The organism is Listeria sp. LM90SB2, assembly GCF_028867355.1.
GTDB classification, from domain to species: Bacteria; Bacillota; Bacilli; order Lactobacillales; family Listeriaceae; genus Listeria; species Listeria monocytogenes_B.
The window spans coordinates 1,209,876-1,223,981 of sequence record NZ_CP046449.1; the positions used below are offsets into that span (position 1 = coordinate 1,209,876).

Genomic DNA, 14,106 nt, shown 5'->3' on the forward strand with positions numbered 1-14,106 from the left:
CCATATAAAACAGAAAAAAAGGGATTTTAAAAGCTTGCACTATTTTGTTTTCAGTGCTCTAAGTGACCTTGTACCAGTGGTTTAACAGGGATATAATGAAATGGAAATAACGCTTTCATGAGAGGGTGATCTTTTCAATTGAAAATTCAAAAATTAGTCTTATGTGCGATGTTGATTGCAATGTGTGTAATTGGCGCAAACATAAAATTAATGGGTTCAGTTGCATTTGACGCAGCCCCAGCTTTTATTGGGACTTTGCTGCTTGGTCCGATGTACGGAGCAGTGCTTGGGATTTTCGGTCATTTAACATCAGCATTACTAGCGGGTTTTCCGCTCACACTACCAATTCATTTGATTGTTGCTGGAATGATGGGCGTAACGATGATTGCATATGGCTTTACGCGCCAAAAACTAGCAGAAAAGAATCAATTAGTTGCGGTTAGTGTTTCTAGTATTGTTGCTTTTGTTTTTAATTGTCCATTATCATTACTTGCACTTTATCCATTAATGCATCAAGCGGTGTTTGTTTTGTTCCCAGTGCTTGCTATTGGTTCGATTTGCAACATTTTTGTCGCAGAAGTCGTTTACCAAGTATTGCCAGAACGCTGGAAAAGACGAATTGCCGGGTACTAAACAACTAAATAGGTGAATATATTAATCCGGGAAAGAGGTGAAAATCCTCTACAGGCCCTAGCTACTGTAATACGGACGAAAACCAAACATATGTCACTGGAAGCAATTCCGGGAAGACTGGTGAGTAGGATGATGTTAAGTCAGGAGACCGCTTTTATATTCGATATCCAAAAACAACTTCTAAGGGAGCGAGTTGTCTTGATTAAGTAGATTTTCACGATGGGGAAGTTTCTTTGTGCTACAAGGAAATAGCTTATTTGCGTAAATCTCAAAAAGACGCCAATGTTCTGTTTGGCGTCTTTTTTTATGGCTAAAGTGAAAGGTGAAAAAAGATGAACAAAATCTTAATTGCAGCTGCATCAAGTGGTACAGGTAAAACAACGATCACACTTGGAATTATGCACGCGCTAAAAAAAAGAGGTCTGCGGGTTCAACCATTTAAAGTAGGTCCAGATTATATTGATACAAATTATCATCAAGCGATAACAGGCGTTGCTTCTATCAATTTAGACAGTTTTCTGATAGATGATGATGCGATGCTAGCTACTCTTTTTCAAAAGCACGGAGAGTCGGCGGATATTTCCGTCATTGAAGGTGTAATGGGTCTTTTTGATGGACTTGGTATTGATCGTGATAATTCGAGTACATCTTTTATTGCTAAATGCACGAAAACGCCTGTAATTTTAGTCGTGGATGGTAAAGCGATATCCACTTCTGCGGCGGCAATTGTGGATGGATTTAATCGTTTTGATCCGGAATTAACCATTGCTGGGGTGATTATTAATCGCGTTGCTTCAGAAAACCATTTTTCATTGATAAAAGGGGCGATTGAACGCTATACGGATGTACCTGTTTTAGGGTATTTGCCGAAAAATGCGGCGGTGGCACTTCCAGAACGTCATCTCGGATTAGTGCCAAAAGAGGAAATGACGGAATTAGAAACGAAATGGGAGTTACTTGGTGATTTGATTGCGGAACATGTTGATTTAGATAGGTTGTTAGCAATTAGTAAGACTGGTGCGAAATTGACCGTACACCCACCAGAAATACAAGTACCGGACTTTTCGGGAGTGCGCGTTGCTTATGCGCTCGACGCCGCATTTCATTTTTACTATCAAGATAACTTGGATTTTATTCGCTCAACTGGAGCCACACTGATTCCGTTTAGTCCGCTAGAAGAAAGGGAAGTTCCGGACGCTGATTTTATTTATATCGGTGGTGGATTTCCGGAGGTTTTTGCGGAACAGCTAGCGAAGAACAAGTCAATGCGCGAATCGATTTTGGCGGCGCATGAACAAGGCAAGCCAATATATGCCGAGTGTGGCGGATTGATGTATCTTGGTTCGAGTTTAGAAATGGAAGCTGAATCCTATGAAATGGTAGGGGTTTTTGATGGAGTTAGTAAGATGACAACGCGGCTTCGGAAGTTTGGCTACTGTATCGCCGAACCTTTAGAAGACACACTACTTGGTAAAAAAGGGACAGCTATTCGCGGTCATGAATTTCATCATTCTGTTTTTGAAACGACCGAACCAACACGTATGAAATTAACGAAAAAGCGGGATGGCAAAATTGTCAAAGAATGGCACGGCGGTTATCAAAAAGGTAATACGTTCGCTAGTTACCTGCATATCCATTTCTATCAAAATCTATTGATAATAACGCATATGTTTGGAGCGATAGAGCGATGATATTGTTATTTTATACGTCATCATTCATTTTAGATTGCTTATTAGGTGATCCATATAGCTGGCCGCATCCTATTAAAGCGATCGGCAACTTGATTAAGTGGTTGACTATTATTTTACGAAAAATCTTTCATGGTAAATCACTGTATTTTGCCGGTGGATTGCTATTTGTTCTCACGGTTGGTATGACTGGAGTTGTATCCTGGTTCATTCTATTTCTTAGTGCCAAAATTGCTTACTGGCTTTACGTAGCTGTTTTTGTTTACTTAGGCTATACGACGCTTGCGATGACTTGCCTTGCGAAAGAGGCTCGGAAAATACAGCGGACCTTGGCGGACGGGGATTTGGCTGCTGCAAGAGTGCAAGTGGGAATGATTGTTGGTCGGGATACGGATAAGTTAACCGCAGAAGAAATTAGTAAAGCGACGATAGAGACTGTGGCGGAAAATACAGCGGATGGCGTTATCGCACCACTTTTTTACTTATTCATTGGTGGGCCGGTACTTGCTTTGATGTATAAAGCGGTTAATACACTGGATTCGATGGTCGGTTATAAAAACGAAAAATACCGCGCAATTGGTTTTGTTTCCGCGAAAATGGATGACATTGCCAATTTTATCCCAGCGAGATTAGCTTGGTTTTTCCTTGTCATTGCAAGTTTTATTTTAAGGTATGACGGGCGTGCTTCTTGGCAAATCGGGCTTCGAGATCGGAAAAACCATACGAGTCCTAATTGCGCTTATCCTGAAGGTGCAGTAGCAGGAGCGCTTGGAATCACACTTGGTGGAACGCATGAGTACTTCGGTGAAACAGTCATTAAACCAACCATTGGAAGTGGAAATAAACCCGTTTCAGAAAAAGAAATTAGCCAAACGATTCATTTGCTATATACGGCTTCAACGATCGCTTTTATCATTTTTGCAAGTATTTATCTACTATTATTTTAAAGGAGTGGCAAGATGAACTATATTAAGAATCCAGCCAAAATTGAAGAGAAAAGCTTTGAAATTATTCAACAAATTATTAATGATATTCGTCCAGATTACACATTTCAAAACAAGTTAGAGGAAGCGATTATCAAGCGTGCAATACATACGACGGCAGATTTTGATTACTTAGATAGCCTCGTTTTTCAACAAGATGCCATCGCGAAAATCATTCATGTTCTTCAAAATAAAGGAACTATTTTCACGGATACGAATATGGCACTTAGTGGAATTAATAAACGACTTTTAGATGAACTTGGGTGTAAATATCATTGTTATGTGAGTGACCCAGAGACGATGGAGATTGCCAAACAGCATGGGATTACACGCTCTATGGCTGGAATTAAACTCGCTTCTTTAAAAGATGGACCGAAACTATTTGTCCTCGGAAATGCGCCAACTGCGGTGTATAAAATTATCGAGATGACAGAAAGTGGGGAATTGCAAGCAGATGCAGTAGTGGCAGTACCGGTTGGTTTTGTCGGAGCGGCTGAATGTAAAGAGGAAATTTTAGAAACAGATATCCCAGCCATTGTCGCACGCGGTAGAAAAGGCGGTAGTAATCTTGCTGCAGCTATCATTAATGCAATCTTGATTACGATGTAAAGAAGGCGACGAGTAATGGAAGATTTTATTTATTATAACGGCAAAAAATACCGTAAAGGCTATACGACTGGTACGTGTGCGGCTGCTGCTGCTAAAGCTTGTGTGGAAATGATTCTAACGCAAGAAGAAGTGAGTGCAGTACAAGTCACAACTACTGGCGGAACGATTCTGGAAATCCCCGTGGCGTATCAAAAGTTTTCGAAAGACAAAGCCACAGCAGCGGTTCAAAAAGATGGTGGCGATGATATTGATGCGACACACGGAATGTGGATTTTTGTAGATGTTGATCTAACCGATAACGCGGAAGTCGTATTAGATGGTGGTGTTGGTATCGGTCGCGCTACACAAAAAGGAATTTCTGTTGCAGTGGGAGAAGCGGCGATTAATCCGGCACCGCGGAAAAATATTTTAGCAACCGTACGCGAATCGCTTGGCGAAAATCGTGGTGCAAAGATACTAGTCTATGCACCAGAAGGAGAAGAGCGCGCGAAACGAACCATGAATAGCAACTTAGGGATTATCGGTGGAATTTCTATTTTAGGAACGACTGGCATTGTTACCCCTATGTCGGATGAAGGCTGGAAAAAATCCTTATCGATGGAGCTTGAAATGAAACGGAATCAAGGTCTCGACCAAATTATTCTTGTTCCCGGTAATTACGGGGATGATTTTGTTCAGAATACGCTTGGTTTTTCAAGCGGAAATATTGTTTCCATGAGTAATTTCGTTGGTTATATGTTAAAAGAAACACAGCGTCTAGCTTTCAAAAAAGTGCTAATGGTTGGTCATTTTGGCAAATTGGTGAAGGTTTCAGCAGGGATTTTTACGACGTACAGTAAAGATGCAGATGCGCGGGCGGAAATTTTAGTCGCTAATTTAGCTTTGCTCGGCGCCCCGTTATCGCTTTTACAAGCAGTGGAGAAGTGCAATACGACAGAGGCAGCAGGCGAATTAATTGAAGAAGCTGGCTTTACCCAAGTATATGACGTCATTGTGCAAAAAATCAAAGCAAGATCAGAACGATTTTTGAAATTCACGAAACCTAGTGTGGAAGTCGATGTAGTTACTTTTTCGACCGAACGTGGGTTGCTTGCTGCAACGAAAGATATCGATGTACTCCGGGAGGAATGGCGATGATTACAGTAGTTGGGATTGGACCAGGAGATACAAATTTGGTAATAAACGAAGCAAAACAAGTGTTAAGTACCGCCGAAATAGTGTATGGATCAACAAGACAATTACAAGAAATCACAGAACTAACGACAGCAACGCCAATGCTTTTGCCAAAAAAACTAGCAGATTTGAAAAACATCCCGCATCAAAACAAAAACGTGGTTATTCTAGCTTCCGGAGATCCACTATTATATGGGATTGGCAACTGGGCGCTGGCAAATTTTTCAGAAGATGTCCGGATTGTTCCGGGAATTAGTGCGATTCAAATGATGTTTCATCGAATTCAATTACCGATGAATGACTGTTTTATTACGAGCAGCCACGGTAAAACGCCAAACTTCGACTTCTTGTTACAACACGAAAAAGTCGCGATGGTAACAGATACAATCATTGGTCCATATGAAATCGCTGCTGAAATTTTACAACGTGGATTAAAAAAAATCCTGTTTATTGGAGAAAATTTGAGTTCAAAAGAGGAACGAATTCATAAGTTGAAACCAGAACAAGTAGCAAAAAAATACGATATGAATGTAGTGGTGATTGTAGATGAAGGATGAGGTTTTTATTCGTGGTAAAGTACCGATGACAAAAGCAGAAGTGCGAGCGGCAAGCATTGATTTACTTAACTTAGATGATACGTCAAAGAAATTACTAGATGTTGGAGCGGGGACTGGGAGCGTTGGTCTTCAAGTTGCTTGTAATTTCCCGAAAATCCAAGTTACTGCGATTGAACGAAACCCAGATGCAGTGGATTTAATTAAACAAAATCAAGCGAAATTTGGATTAGAAAATGTAACAGTTATCGAAGCATACGCGCCAATTGAATTGCCTGAAAAGGAAACATTTGATGCTATTTTTATTGGTGGAAGTGGTGGCAATTTAACCGATATTATCGACTGGTCGTTGGCACATTTGAACCCGGGAGGCGGTTTGGTACTTAATTTTATTTTGCTTGAAAATGCGTTAACTGCAATGAACCATTTGGAAAAATTAACAGTGAGTGAATTAACGATGAAACAAATCCAAGTTTCGAGTTGGCATAAACTTGGAGCAGGTCATTATTTTGAACCACAAAATCCAACCGTCATTATTGGCTGTAAAAAACTAGAGGAGTGAAGAAAATGGCAGAAGTACATTTCGTCGGAGCAGGACCAGGAGATAAAGAGTTAATTACCTTAAAAGGATATCAATTATTAAAAGAGGCGGATGTCGTTATTTATGCAGGGTCGCTCGTAAACCCGGAGTTGCTAGAATATTGTAAACCAGACTGCGAAATCCATAATAGTGCAAGCATGAATTTAATCGAAATCATCGACTGCATGGAAGCGGGCGTGACTGCTGGTAAAGAAGTGGTTCGTTTGCAAACCGGAGACTTTTCTATTTATGGTTCGATTCGTGAACAGGTCGAGGAAATGAAAAAGCGTTCGATTCCCTTCACATGTACACCGGGTGTGAGTTCATTCCTTGGCGCGGCAAGCAGTTTTGGGGTGGAGTATACAGTTCCAGAAGTAAGTCAGAGTGTAATTATTACCCGAATGGCTGGCAGAACTCCAGTACCATCGCGTGAATCCCTCCGTTCATACGCGGCGCACCAAACTTCAATGGTAATTTTCTTGTCCGTTCAAGGTATTAGAAAAGTCGTTTCAGAATTAATCAAAGGCGGTTATAAACCAGAAACCCCAGCAGCTGTCATTTACAAAGCGACTTGGGCGGAAGAAAAGAAAGTAACCGGCACGTTAGAAGATATCGCAGAAAAAGTAACAGAAGCTGGAATTACGAAAACGGCGCTTATTATGGTCGGTGATTTCCTTGGAGAAGAGTTTTATTATTCTAAGCTATACGACAAGGATTTCAAACATGAATATAGATAAACTGGCGATTATTGCTGTCACAGAACGTGGTCGCGATTTAGCAATAACGTTAACAAAAACGGTAGCAGCAACGATTTTTGTACCAGGAAAGCATTGCAATGAGCAAACAAATTCTTTAACGCCGGATTTTGGAACAGCGATGCGCGAAATTTTCACAAAATATCAAGCATTGATTTGTATTATGGCGACTGGAATTGCGGTTCGAACGCTTGCTCCAGCGATAGAAGACAAGCTGTCTGATCCAGCAGTACTTGTCATGGATGAACATGGGAAATTTATTATCAGCTTGCTTTCAGGACATGTTGGCGGGGCAAATGAACTAACCGAACAAATCGCTATGATAACTGGTGGTGCGGCAGTAATTACAACCGCAACAGACCGCGCAAATGTAGCTGCCATTGATAATATCGCCAAACAATTAAATGGTTATTTACCAGATTTTAAAGCGACAACAAAACGCATCAATGGTTTACTTGCAGCAGGAAAAGAAGTTGGATTGTACATCGATGAGCCATTAAATATAGATACACGCGGTTTTACAATGGAAGAAGTTAGCCCGCAAGTTTACATTTCAACTAAATATAAACTACAAGTGGCGACACATGAATGCATCCAGCTGGTACCTAAGCAATTTATCCTCGGGGTCGGTTGCAGAAAAGGCGTTTCAGCGGAAACGATAGATGCAGCATTTACACATTTTTGTGAACAAGAAAACATACACCCGCGGGCATTCCGTGAGATTCATAGTATTACTTTAAAAGCGGAAGAACCGGCAATTCTTCATTTAGCGGAGAAATGGCGTGTCCCATTTATTGTCCATCCAGCAGAAGAATTACAAACAGTTGCTGGAAAATATCCAACATCCGCTTTTGTTCAAAAAACTGTTCAAGTAGGAAATGTCGCCCTATCGTCAGCAGACATTGGTAGTAACGGAAACGTTGTTACAAGCCGATTTGCTGAAAATGGCGTGACTTTCGCAGCAGGGAAATTAACTAAAAATAGTGAGGTGGCAAAATGATTTATGTAATCGGAATTGGCCCAGGAGATAAACGATTAATGACCGGTGAAGCACTGCAAGCAATAGAAGACGCGGAGGTGATTGTTGGTTACGTAACGTACATCAAACTCATCAAAGAGCTAATTAAAGATAAAGAAGTAGTGAAAACAGGCATGCGCCGCGAAATCGATCGTTGCCAAGAAGCCGTTGATATTGCACTAACAGGAAAAAAAGTAGCAGTTGTTTCAAGTGGCGATGCAGGAATTTACGGTATGGCTGGTCTAGTTTTAGAACTCGCAGAAAAAAGCAACCCAGATTTAGAAGTCAAAGTGATTCCAGGAATTACCGCAAGTATTGGAGCCGCTGCTGTTCTCGGCGCGCCAATTATGCACGATTTTTGCCATATTAGTTTAAGCGATTTAATGACACCATGGGAAGTAATCGAAAAACGTCTAACCCACGCTGCAATGGCCGATTTTGTTGTCTGTTTTTACAATCCGAGAAGTAAAGGCCGCGCCAATCATTTGGCCAATGCTTTTCAAAAGATGATGGAGCATAAATCAGGGGACACAGTTGTTGGTATTGTGAAAGATGTTGGTCGAAAAGAAGAGCGAAAAATCATTACAACGATGCGAGATATTGATTATGAGTTAGTGGATATGACAACGATGGTGATTGTAGGAAACAAAGAAACCTACGTGAAAAATGGCAAAATGATCACACCACGAGGTTACACACTATGATTTTCGTGCTAGGAGGAACTTCGGATAGCTTGGCGATTAGCGACTGGCTAACGGAAAAAAAGCAAGCCTTTATACTCTCTGTCGCAACCGATTACGGAGAAACTTTAGCGAAACAACATGCCGAAAACGTATTTTGTGGCAGATTATCAAAAGAGGAAATGCTCCTAAAATGGCATGCTACAAAAGTTCACCTCGTTATTGATGCGACTCATCCATTTGCGACCATTGTTTCTGAAACAGCGATGGAGGCATGCAAAGAAGCGGACATTCCTTATATTCGTTTTGAACGCACTAGTGAACAAACAGATAATACTTATTTGGTAGCAGATATTGAGGAAGCTTGTGCAGTTGCAATGAAACTTGGGAAACGAATCTTTCTTACAACTGGTAGTAAAAATTTACCAGAATTCGTAGCTGGTTTAAACAATCGACATATCATCGCTCGTATTTTACCAGTGTCTGATGTAATTTGTTCAGCCGAAGAACTAGGTCTCGTTGCCGACCAGATCATTGGCATGAAAGGACCGTTCACCAAAGAAGCGAACCGAACTCAACTAGAAATGACTGGGGCAGATGTATTAATCACTAAAGAGAGTGGAAAACAAGGTGGCTTTCAAGAAAAACTCGCAGCTGCCGCAGAATTAAATATTCCAGTTATTGTGATTCGTCGCAAAAAATTAAATTATCCAATCGAAATAAATCATTTAAGCGAACTACCAGAAATTTTAACTCAATTGGAGGTCTACTAATGGGAAAAGTCATGTTAATTGGTGCAGGTCCTGGAGATGCACAGCTGCTAACCGTGAAAGGTTTAGCTGCACTGCAAAAGGCAGATGTTATTGTATACGATCGCCTCGTTGAACCAGCGATGCTCCAAGAACGAAAAGCTAGTTGTAAACTCATTTATGTCGGAAAAGAACCACTTCATCATCCAATTCCCCAAGAGGAAATCGAGCAAATTCTTGTTAAAGAAGCTGCGACAAATGAGCTGGTTGTTCGTCTAAAAGCAGGAGACCCTTATGTGTTTGGTCGCGGTGGGGAAGAAGGCGAGACACTCTATAAAGCGGGAATTCCATTTGAAGTTATTCCTGGAATCACATCCGCGATTGGTGGGCTTGCCTACGCTGGAATCCCAGTAACACATCGTGATTTTGCTTCGAGTTTTCACGTGATTACCGGACATTTGAAAAAAGGACGCGATCCACTAGATTGGGAAGCCCTTGCTAGACTGGAAGGTACGCTCGTTTTCCTGATGGGAATGACTAATTTGCCTAATATTTGTGCGAACTTACTAGAAAATGGTCGAAAAGCCGAAACGGGTGTTGCGATTGTACAATGGGCATCTCGCGGCAAACAATTAACGGTTACCGGGAACTTACAAAACATCGAACAAAAAGTAGCGGAATCTGGTATTTCTTCGCCGGCACTTATTGTCGTTGGTGATGTGGTGAGCTTACGACCGCAGCTTAACTTCTTTGAGGAAATGCCACTTTTCCATACAAAAGTATTACTTCCAAGAGCACGAGCTGGAAAAAGTATGCTCGCGGAACAAATTCGCGATTTAGGCGGAGAAGTAACAATGTATCCCAATATTCAAGTAGTAGATGTTGTGCCAACGAAAACAAAAGAAGAACTAAGCGAAGTAAGCGAACTTCTTTTCACATCCAAAGAAGCGGTAGAACGATTTTTTGATTATTTAGCCCAGCTTGATTTAGATATTCGTTCTCTAAAAAATACCCATCTTACCGCTATTGGCAAACAAACAAAAGAAGCTTTTAGTGAAAAAGGAATTATTCCAGATAGTTTCATTAAAAGGCGGAGCACGGAATTAATTTTGGAGCATTTACCACGGTTACAGAAAAATGTGAGCAACTTAATTATCGGAAGCATAGTTGATACGGCAGAAGTTAACGCAATTTTAGCAGAAGTGGAAGCGATGGAAATGATGCCGTTATATGATATGCGTCCTGTGACAGAACGACCATTTGACCTTGCAAGCTTTGAACAAGTTTGTTTCTCAAGTTCGCGTTCCGTTCAAAATTTACTCGACGTACTAACAACCGAAGAAAAAGCCATTTTACAAACGAAAACAATTCTTTCCATTGGAAGGTTCACGAGCGCAACGTTAGCATCATTCGGTATCAACAATTTTATCGAAGCCGAAAGCGCCACACCAGAGAGCTTAATTGAACTAATCCAAAAAACAAAATTAGAAGGAGTACCACAATGAAAAAAGCGATTTTAGTCGTTAGTTTTGGCACAAGTTATCCTGAAACAAGAGAAAAAACGATTGAAGCCTGTGAAAAAAAAGTGGCCCAAGAGTTCCCAGATTACAACGTGTTTCGTGCATTCACATCCAATAAAATCATCAAAAAACTAAAAACTCGTGACAATATGCATATTAACACACCAAGCCAAGCATTAAACCAACTAAAGGAATTAGGCTACAAAGAAGTCATTATTCAGTCGCTACATATTATTAGTGGTGGTGAATTTGAAAAAATCACTGCACAGGTGGAAAAATTCAAGCCGGATTTCGATTCCATTATTGTCAGCCAACCGTTACTTGATTCGATGGAAGATTACGAAAAAGCAATCGAAGCCATTCGCCACCAAATGCCACCTTTAAAAGAACAAGAAGCGCTAATTCTCATGGGACATGGTTCGAAGCATCGTGCTTTCAGCGCCTATGCATGCCTTGACCATATGTTGTTAAACGAACCAATTTACCTTTGTGCGGTAGAAAGTTACCCTGGTCTTGACCAAGTAATTGAACGATTACAACAAGCAAATATAAAAAAAGCGCACCTAATGCCGTTTATGCTTGTAGCAGGTGATCACGCTACGAACGATATGGCTTCTGATGACGAGGATTCTTGGAAAAGCACGCTGGAACAAGCTGGCATTCAAACTGAATGTCATTTGCAAGGTCTAGGCGAAAATCCGCTTATTCAAGCCCAATTTATCGATCATATCCACACGGCAATAGAAAGGGTGAAAGCACGTGGCTAAATTTTACGGCATTGGTACAGGTCCTGGAGATAGCAAGTTAGTCACGATGGAAGCAGCAGAAAGACTCGGAAATTTAGAAATTCTCTACACGCCACAACCCAAAAAAGGCGGCGAAAGTTTAGCTAAGAAAATCGTCAGCCCTTATTTAAAAGATACATTAATCATTAAAGAACGCCATTTTCCAATGAGTTACAACAAAGAAGAAAAAATGCTTGCATGGAAAGAAATCGCCGAAGAAATCAAAGCAGATGTTCAAAACGGGCATGATGTTGGTTTCATCACACTTGGCGATCCAATGGTTTACAGCACTTATAGCTATTTACTCGAATTATTAAAAGGAGAGATTGAAACAGTGACACTCGCAGGTATTTCGTCCTTTTCCAATATCGCCTCCAAGATTGAATTACCACTCGTAATGGACGAGGAAAGTTTCGCTGTCATCCCTGTAACAGCAGGTGCTGAAAAAATCGAACAAGCGCTCACTTTATTTGACACAGTTGTCTTAATGAAAGCTGCAAGCAATTTACCCCTTCTTACGACATTACTAAAAAAACTGAATTTACTTGATGCAGCAGTAGTAGTAAGCGATGTTGCCATGGCGACTGAAAAAATCACATACGGCATGAACGAGATAAACCCAGACGAAAAAATGTCATACTTTACCACGATTATCGTGAAAAAAAGAAGGGAGCAATATAAATGAAAAAATTATGGAAGTTTCTACCATTTGTTTTAATCGGTGTTATTTATTTTACTTTAACGAATCCAGAATCCGCACACGCAATGCATATTATGGAGGGCTTTTTACCAGTTAAATGGGCTGTCTTTTGGTTCATTGTTTTTATCCCATTCCTTATACTTGGTTTAATTCGTATTCGTAAATTAATTGCCCTAGATAAAAACAACAAATTACTGTTAGCACTATGCGCAGCCTTTATCTTTGTTCTTTCAGCGCTTAAAATTCCGTCCGTTACAGGATCTTGTTCTCATCCGACTGGAGTAGGTCTTGCAACTGTTATGTTCGGACCGCTCGTTGTCAGTGTACTTGGTGTGATTGTCTTGCTTTTCCAAGCGTTACTACTTGCACACGGCGGTATTACAACACTTGGGGCAAACGCAATGTCGATGGCGGTTATTGGTCCAATGGTTGGTTTTGTCGTATACAAACTCGCTCGTAAATTAAACTGTAATAAAAGTGTTTCGATTTTCTTATGTGCGATGACAGCTGACTTAGCAACCTACTTAACTACCAGCGTCCAGCTCGGAGTCGTTTTCCCAGATCCAGCATCCGGCATGATGGCATCCATTCTGAAGTTCATGGCGATTTTCTGTGTGACACAAGTTCCAATTGCGATTGCAGAAGGATTGCTAACGGTAGTCATGTACAATCTTATTAGCAAAAATTTACCAGAAAAGGTGGCACAATTACGATGAAAAAAATAAATATCAATGTCATTTTAATTCTATTAGTTGTATTGTTAATGGTTAGTCCATTCTTCTTCAATAAAACGGGAGAATACGGTGGCTCGGACGGGGAAGCAGAGGCGGAAATCACCAAAATCGATCCAAGCTATGAACCGTGGTTTGAACCTCTTTATGAACCAAAAAGTGGTGAAATTGAAAGCTTATTATTTACGCTTCAAGGTTGTATCGGAACAGGAATTATCGCGTATGTCATTGGTGTAAGTCGTGGCAAGCGGAAAGCTGAGAACGATGTTAACCATTGATAAATATGCTTATCAAAACCGGTGGATAGCTTTTTCGCCATCATTAAAAGCATTATTTTATGTCGCGATTCTAATACTCGCGTTAACTGGTCCTGTGCTCATCCAAGCAATACTGTTCTTCTGCATGGTACCATTGACGCTCTATGTCGTTAAAATTCACTTTAAACAATATTTGAAATGGCTCCTTTTACCATTTTCATTTCTACTTTTTAGTTTACTTTCGATTCTCATTTCGATTTCTAAAGATCCAAGCAGTTTTCTCGCTTCGATTTCGATTGGGAGTTTGTATCTCGGTGTATCAGACGTGACTATTACGACGGTAACACAAGTCTTTTTCCGGAGTATCGCTTGCTTAGCCGCAACCTACTTTTTCGTCTTGACCGTTCCCGTGGTACAATTAACAAAAGTGATGAAGCGAATTTTTATTCCAAAAGTACTGATTGAACTGACCATTTTGATTTACCGTTTTATCTTTATTTTCTTAGAGGAAGCGGCGGCAATTCGAAAAGCGCAGAGCCTGCGTTTTGGTTATCACGGCATAAAAAATAGTTATCGTTCATTTGGCATGCTCGTAAATACTTTATTTAATCGTGTTATGAAAAGATATAATGAAATGGTCATAACACTTGATGTGAAGCTATATCAAGGAGAATTTCATATCTAGGAGGAA

Annotated in this window: 17 protein-coding genes and 1 riboswitch; all 17 genes read left to right on the plus strand. The window is 40.5% G+C overall.

The genetic code is table 11. The features are described 5' to 3' along the window. The first annotated feature begins 138 nt into the window (after positions 1 to 138). The 17 genes from GL301_RS06035 to GL301_RS06115 all read left to right on the plus strand — a co-directional run bounded on the left by GL301_RS06035 (position 139) and on the right by GL301_RS06115 (position 14,100). Positions 139 to 633: an alpha-ribazole transporter gene (locus tag GL301_RS06035; protein ID WP_003724724.1), complete on the plus strand. Its 495-nt coding sequence runs from the start codon at positions 139 to 141 to the stop codon at positions 631 to 633. Continuing rightward, a riboswitch (cobalamin riboswitch) is annotated at positions 615 to 804 on the plus strand. Its footprint overlaps the gene before it by 19 nt. Before the next feature lie 161 nt (positions 805 to 965). Continuing rightward, entirely contained in the window at positions 966 to 2,324 is a 1,359-nt protein-coding gene (locus tag GL301_RS06040) for a cobyrinic acid a,c-diamide synthase CobB (protein WP_003724725.1), read from the plus strand. Beyond that, complete coding sequence (gene cbiB / locus GL301_RS06045) at positions 2,321 to 3,268, plus strand: adenosylcobinamide-phosphate synthase CbiB (RefSeq protein WP_003734689.1); 948 nt, start codon at positions 2,321 to 2,323, stop codon at positions 3,266 to 3,268. The genes GL301_RS06040 and cbiB overlap by 4 nt, the downstream gene beginning before the upstream one ends. A gap of 12 nt (positions 3,269 to 3,280) precedes the next feature. Further along, entirely contained in the window at positions 3,281 to 3,913 is a 633-nt protein-coding gene (locus tag GL301_RS06050; protein WP_003724727.1) for a cobalt-precorrin-8 methylmutase, read from the plus strand. A gap of 15 nt (positions 3,914 to 3,928) precedes the next feature. Next, the gene (gene cbiD, locus GL301_RS06055) at positions 3,929 to 5,050 is read left to right on the plus strand and encodes a cobalt-precorrin-5B (C(1))-methyltransferase CbiD (RefSeq protein ID WP_003724728.1); all 1,122 of its coding nucleotides are present in this window, start codon (positions 3,929 to 3,931) and stop codon (positions 5,048 to 5,050) included. Next, positions 5,047 to 5,643 (plus strand): cobalt-precorrin-7 (C(5))-methyltransferase, encoded by a 597-nt coding sequence (locus GL301_RS06060; RefSeq protein WP_003724729.1) that lies wholly within the window; start codon positions 5,047 to 5,049, stop codon positions 5,641 to 5,643. The genes cbiD and GL301_RS06060 overlap by 4 nt, the downstream gene beginning before the upstream one ends. Continuing rightward, a complete protein-coding gene (locus GL301_RS06065) occupies positions 5,633 to 6,202 on the plus strand; it encodes a decarboxylating cobalt-precorrin-6B (C(15))-methyltransferase (RefSeq protein ID WP_003724730.1) in 570 nt (189 codons plus the stop codon). The genes GL301_RS06060 and GL301_RS06065 overlap by 11 nt, the downstream gene beginning before the upstream one ends. 5 nt (positions 6,203 to 6,207) lie before the next feature. After that, the gene (locus GL301_RS06070; protein WP_003724731.1) at positions 6,208 to 6,957 is read left to right on the plus strand and encodes a cobalt-precorrin-4 methyltransferase; all 750 of its coding nucleotides are present in this window, start codon (positions 6,208 to 6,210) and stop codon (positions 6,955 to 6,957) included. Beyond that, the gene (cbiG, locus tag GL301_RS06075) at positions 6,944 to 7,975 is read left to right on the plus strand and encodes a cobalt-precorrin 5A hydrolase (RefSeq protein WP_274758853.1); all 1,032 of its coding nucleotides are present in this window, start codon (positions 6,944 to 6,946) and stop codon (positions 7,973 to 7,975) included. The genes GL301_RS06070 and cbiG overlap by 14 nt, the downstream gene beginning before the upstream one ends. Further along, positions 7,972 to 8,697, plus strand: a complete 726-nt coding sequence (gene cobJ, locus GL301_RS06080; RefSeq protein ID WP_003726949.1) for a precorrin-3B C(17)-methyltransferase — start codon at positions 7,972 to 7,974, stop codon at positions 8,695 to 8,697. The genes cbiG and cobJ overlap by 4 nt, the downstream gene beginning before the upstream one ends. Then, entirely contained in the window at positions 8,694 to 9,446 is a 753-nt protein-coding gene (gene cobK / locus GL301_RS06085) for a precorrin-6A reductase (protein WP_003730978.1), read from the plus strand. The genes cobJ and cobK overlap by 4 nt, the downstream gene beginning before the upstream one ends. Continuing rightward, the gene (gene cobA / locus GL301_RS06090) at positions 9,446 to 10,927 is read left to right on the plus strand and encodes a uroporphyrinogen-III C-methyltransferase (RefSeq protein ID WP_010958864.1); all 1,482 of its coding nucleotides are present in this window, start codon (positions 9,446 to 9,448) and stop codon (positions 10,925 to 10,927) included. The genes cobK and cobA overlap by 1 nt, the downstream gene beginning before the upstream one ends. Next, complete coding sequence (locus GL301_RS06095) at positions 10,924 to 11,709, plus strand: sirohydrochlorin cobaltochelatase (protein WP_003724736.1); 786 nt, start codon at positions 10,924 to 10,926, stop codon at positions 11,707 to 11,709. Before cobA ends, GL301_RS06095 begins: the two co-directional genes overlap by 4 nt. After that, on the plus strand, positions 11,702 to 12,412 hold the full coding sequence (locus GL301_RS06100) for a cobalt-factor II C(20)-methyltransferase (RefSeq protein WP_003726947.1): 711 nt from the start codon (positions 11,702 to 11,704) through the stop codon (positions 12,410 to 12,412). Before GL301_RS06095 ends, GL301_RS06100 begins: the two co-directional genes overlap by 8 nt. Positions 12,413 to 12,492: 80 nt before the next feature. After that, complete coding sequence (locus GL301_RS06105; RefSeq protein ID WP_074046969.1) at positions 12,493 to 13,143, plus strand: energy-coupling factor ABC transporter permease; 651 nt, start codon at positions 12,493 to 12,495, stop codon at positions 13,141 to 13,143. After that, a complete protein-coding gene (locus tag GL301_RS06110) occupies positions 13,140 to 13,436 on the plus strand; it encodes an energy-coupling factor ABC transporter substrate-binding protein (protein WP_003721603.1) in 297 nt (98 codons plus the stop codon). The genes GL301_RS06105 and GL301_RS06110 overlap by 4 nt, the downstream gene beginning before the upstream one ends. Then, positions 13,423 to 14,100 carry an energy-coupling factor ABC transporter transmembrane protein gene (locus GL301_RS06115; RefSeq protein WP_274758854.1) on the plus strand — a complete coding sequence of 226 codons (678 nt, stop codon included), beginning with the start codon at positions 13,423 to 13,425 and terminating at the stop codon, positions 14,098 to 14,100. The genes GL301_RS06110 and GL301_RS06115 overlap by 14 nt, the downstream gene beginning before the upstream one ends. The last annotated feature ends 6 nt before the right edge of the window (positions 14,101 to 14,106 follow it).

Coding starts and splice junctions, on each gene's coding strand:
- GL301_RS06040 (WP_003724725.1), top strand. CDS start 966: ATGAACAAAATCTTAATTGCAGCTGCATCAAGTGGTACAGGTAAAACA.
- cbiB (WP_003734689.1), top strand. CDS start 2,321: ATGATATTGTTATTTTATACGTCATCATTCATTTTAGATTGCTTATTA.
- GL301_RS06050 (WP_003724727.1), top strand. CDS start 3,281: ATGAACTATATTAAGAATCCAGCCAAAATTGAAGAGAAAAGCTTTGAA.
- cbiD (WP_003724728.1), top strand. CDS start 3,929: ATGGAAGATTTTATTTATTATAACGGCAAAAAATACCGTAAAGGCTAT.
- GL301_RS06060 (WP_003724729.1), top strand. CDS start 5,047: ATGATTACAGTAGTTGGGATTGGACCAGGAGATACAAATTTGGTAATA.
- GL301_RS06065 (WP_003724730.1), top strand. CDS start 5,633: ATGAAGGATGAGGTTTTTATTCGTGGTAAAGTACCGATGACAAAAGCA.
- GL301_RS06070 (WP_003724731.1), top strand. CDS start 6,208: ATGGCAGAAGTACATTTCGTCGGAGCAGGACCAGGAGATAAAGAGTTA.
- cbiG (WP_274758853.1), top strand. CDS start 6,944: ATGAATATAGATAAACTGGCGATTATTGCTGTCACAGAACGTGGTCGC.
- cobJ (WP_003726949.1), top strand. CDS start 7,972: ATGATTTATGTAATCGGAATTGGCCCAGGAGATAAACGATTAATGACC.
- cobK (WP_003730978.1), top strand. CDS start 8,694: ATGATTTTCGTGCTAGGAGGAACTTCGGATAGCTTGGCGATTAGCGAC.
- cobA (WP_010958864.1), top strand. CDS start 9,446: ATGGGAAAAGTCATGTTAATTGGTGCAGGTCCTGGAGATGCACAGCTG.
- GL301_RS06095 (WP_003724736.1), top strand. CDS start 10,924: ATGAAAAAAGCGATTTTAGTCGTTAGTTTTGGCACAAGTTATCCTGAA.
- GL301_RS06105 (WP_074046969.1), top strand. CDS start 12,493: ATGCATATTATGGAGGGCTTTTTACCAGTTAAATGGGCTGTCTTTTGG.
- GL301_RS06110 (WP_003721603.1), top strand. CDS start 13,140: ATGAAAAAAATAAATATCAATGTCATTTTAATTCTATTAGTTGTATTG.
- GL301_RS06115 (WP_274758854.1), top strand. CDS start 13,423: ATGTTAACCATTGATAAATATGCTTATCAAAACCGGTGGATAGCTTTT.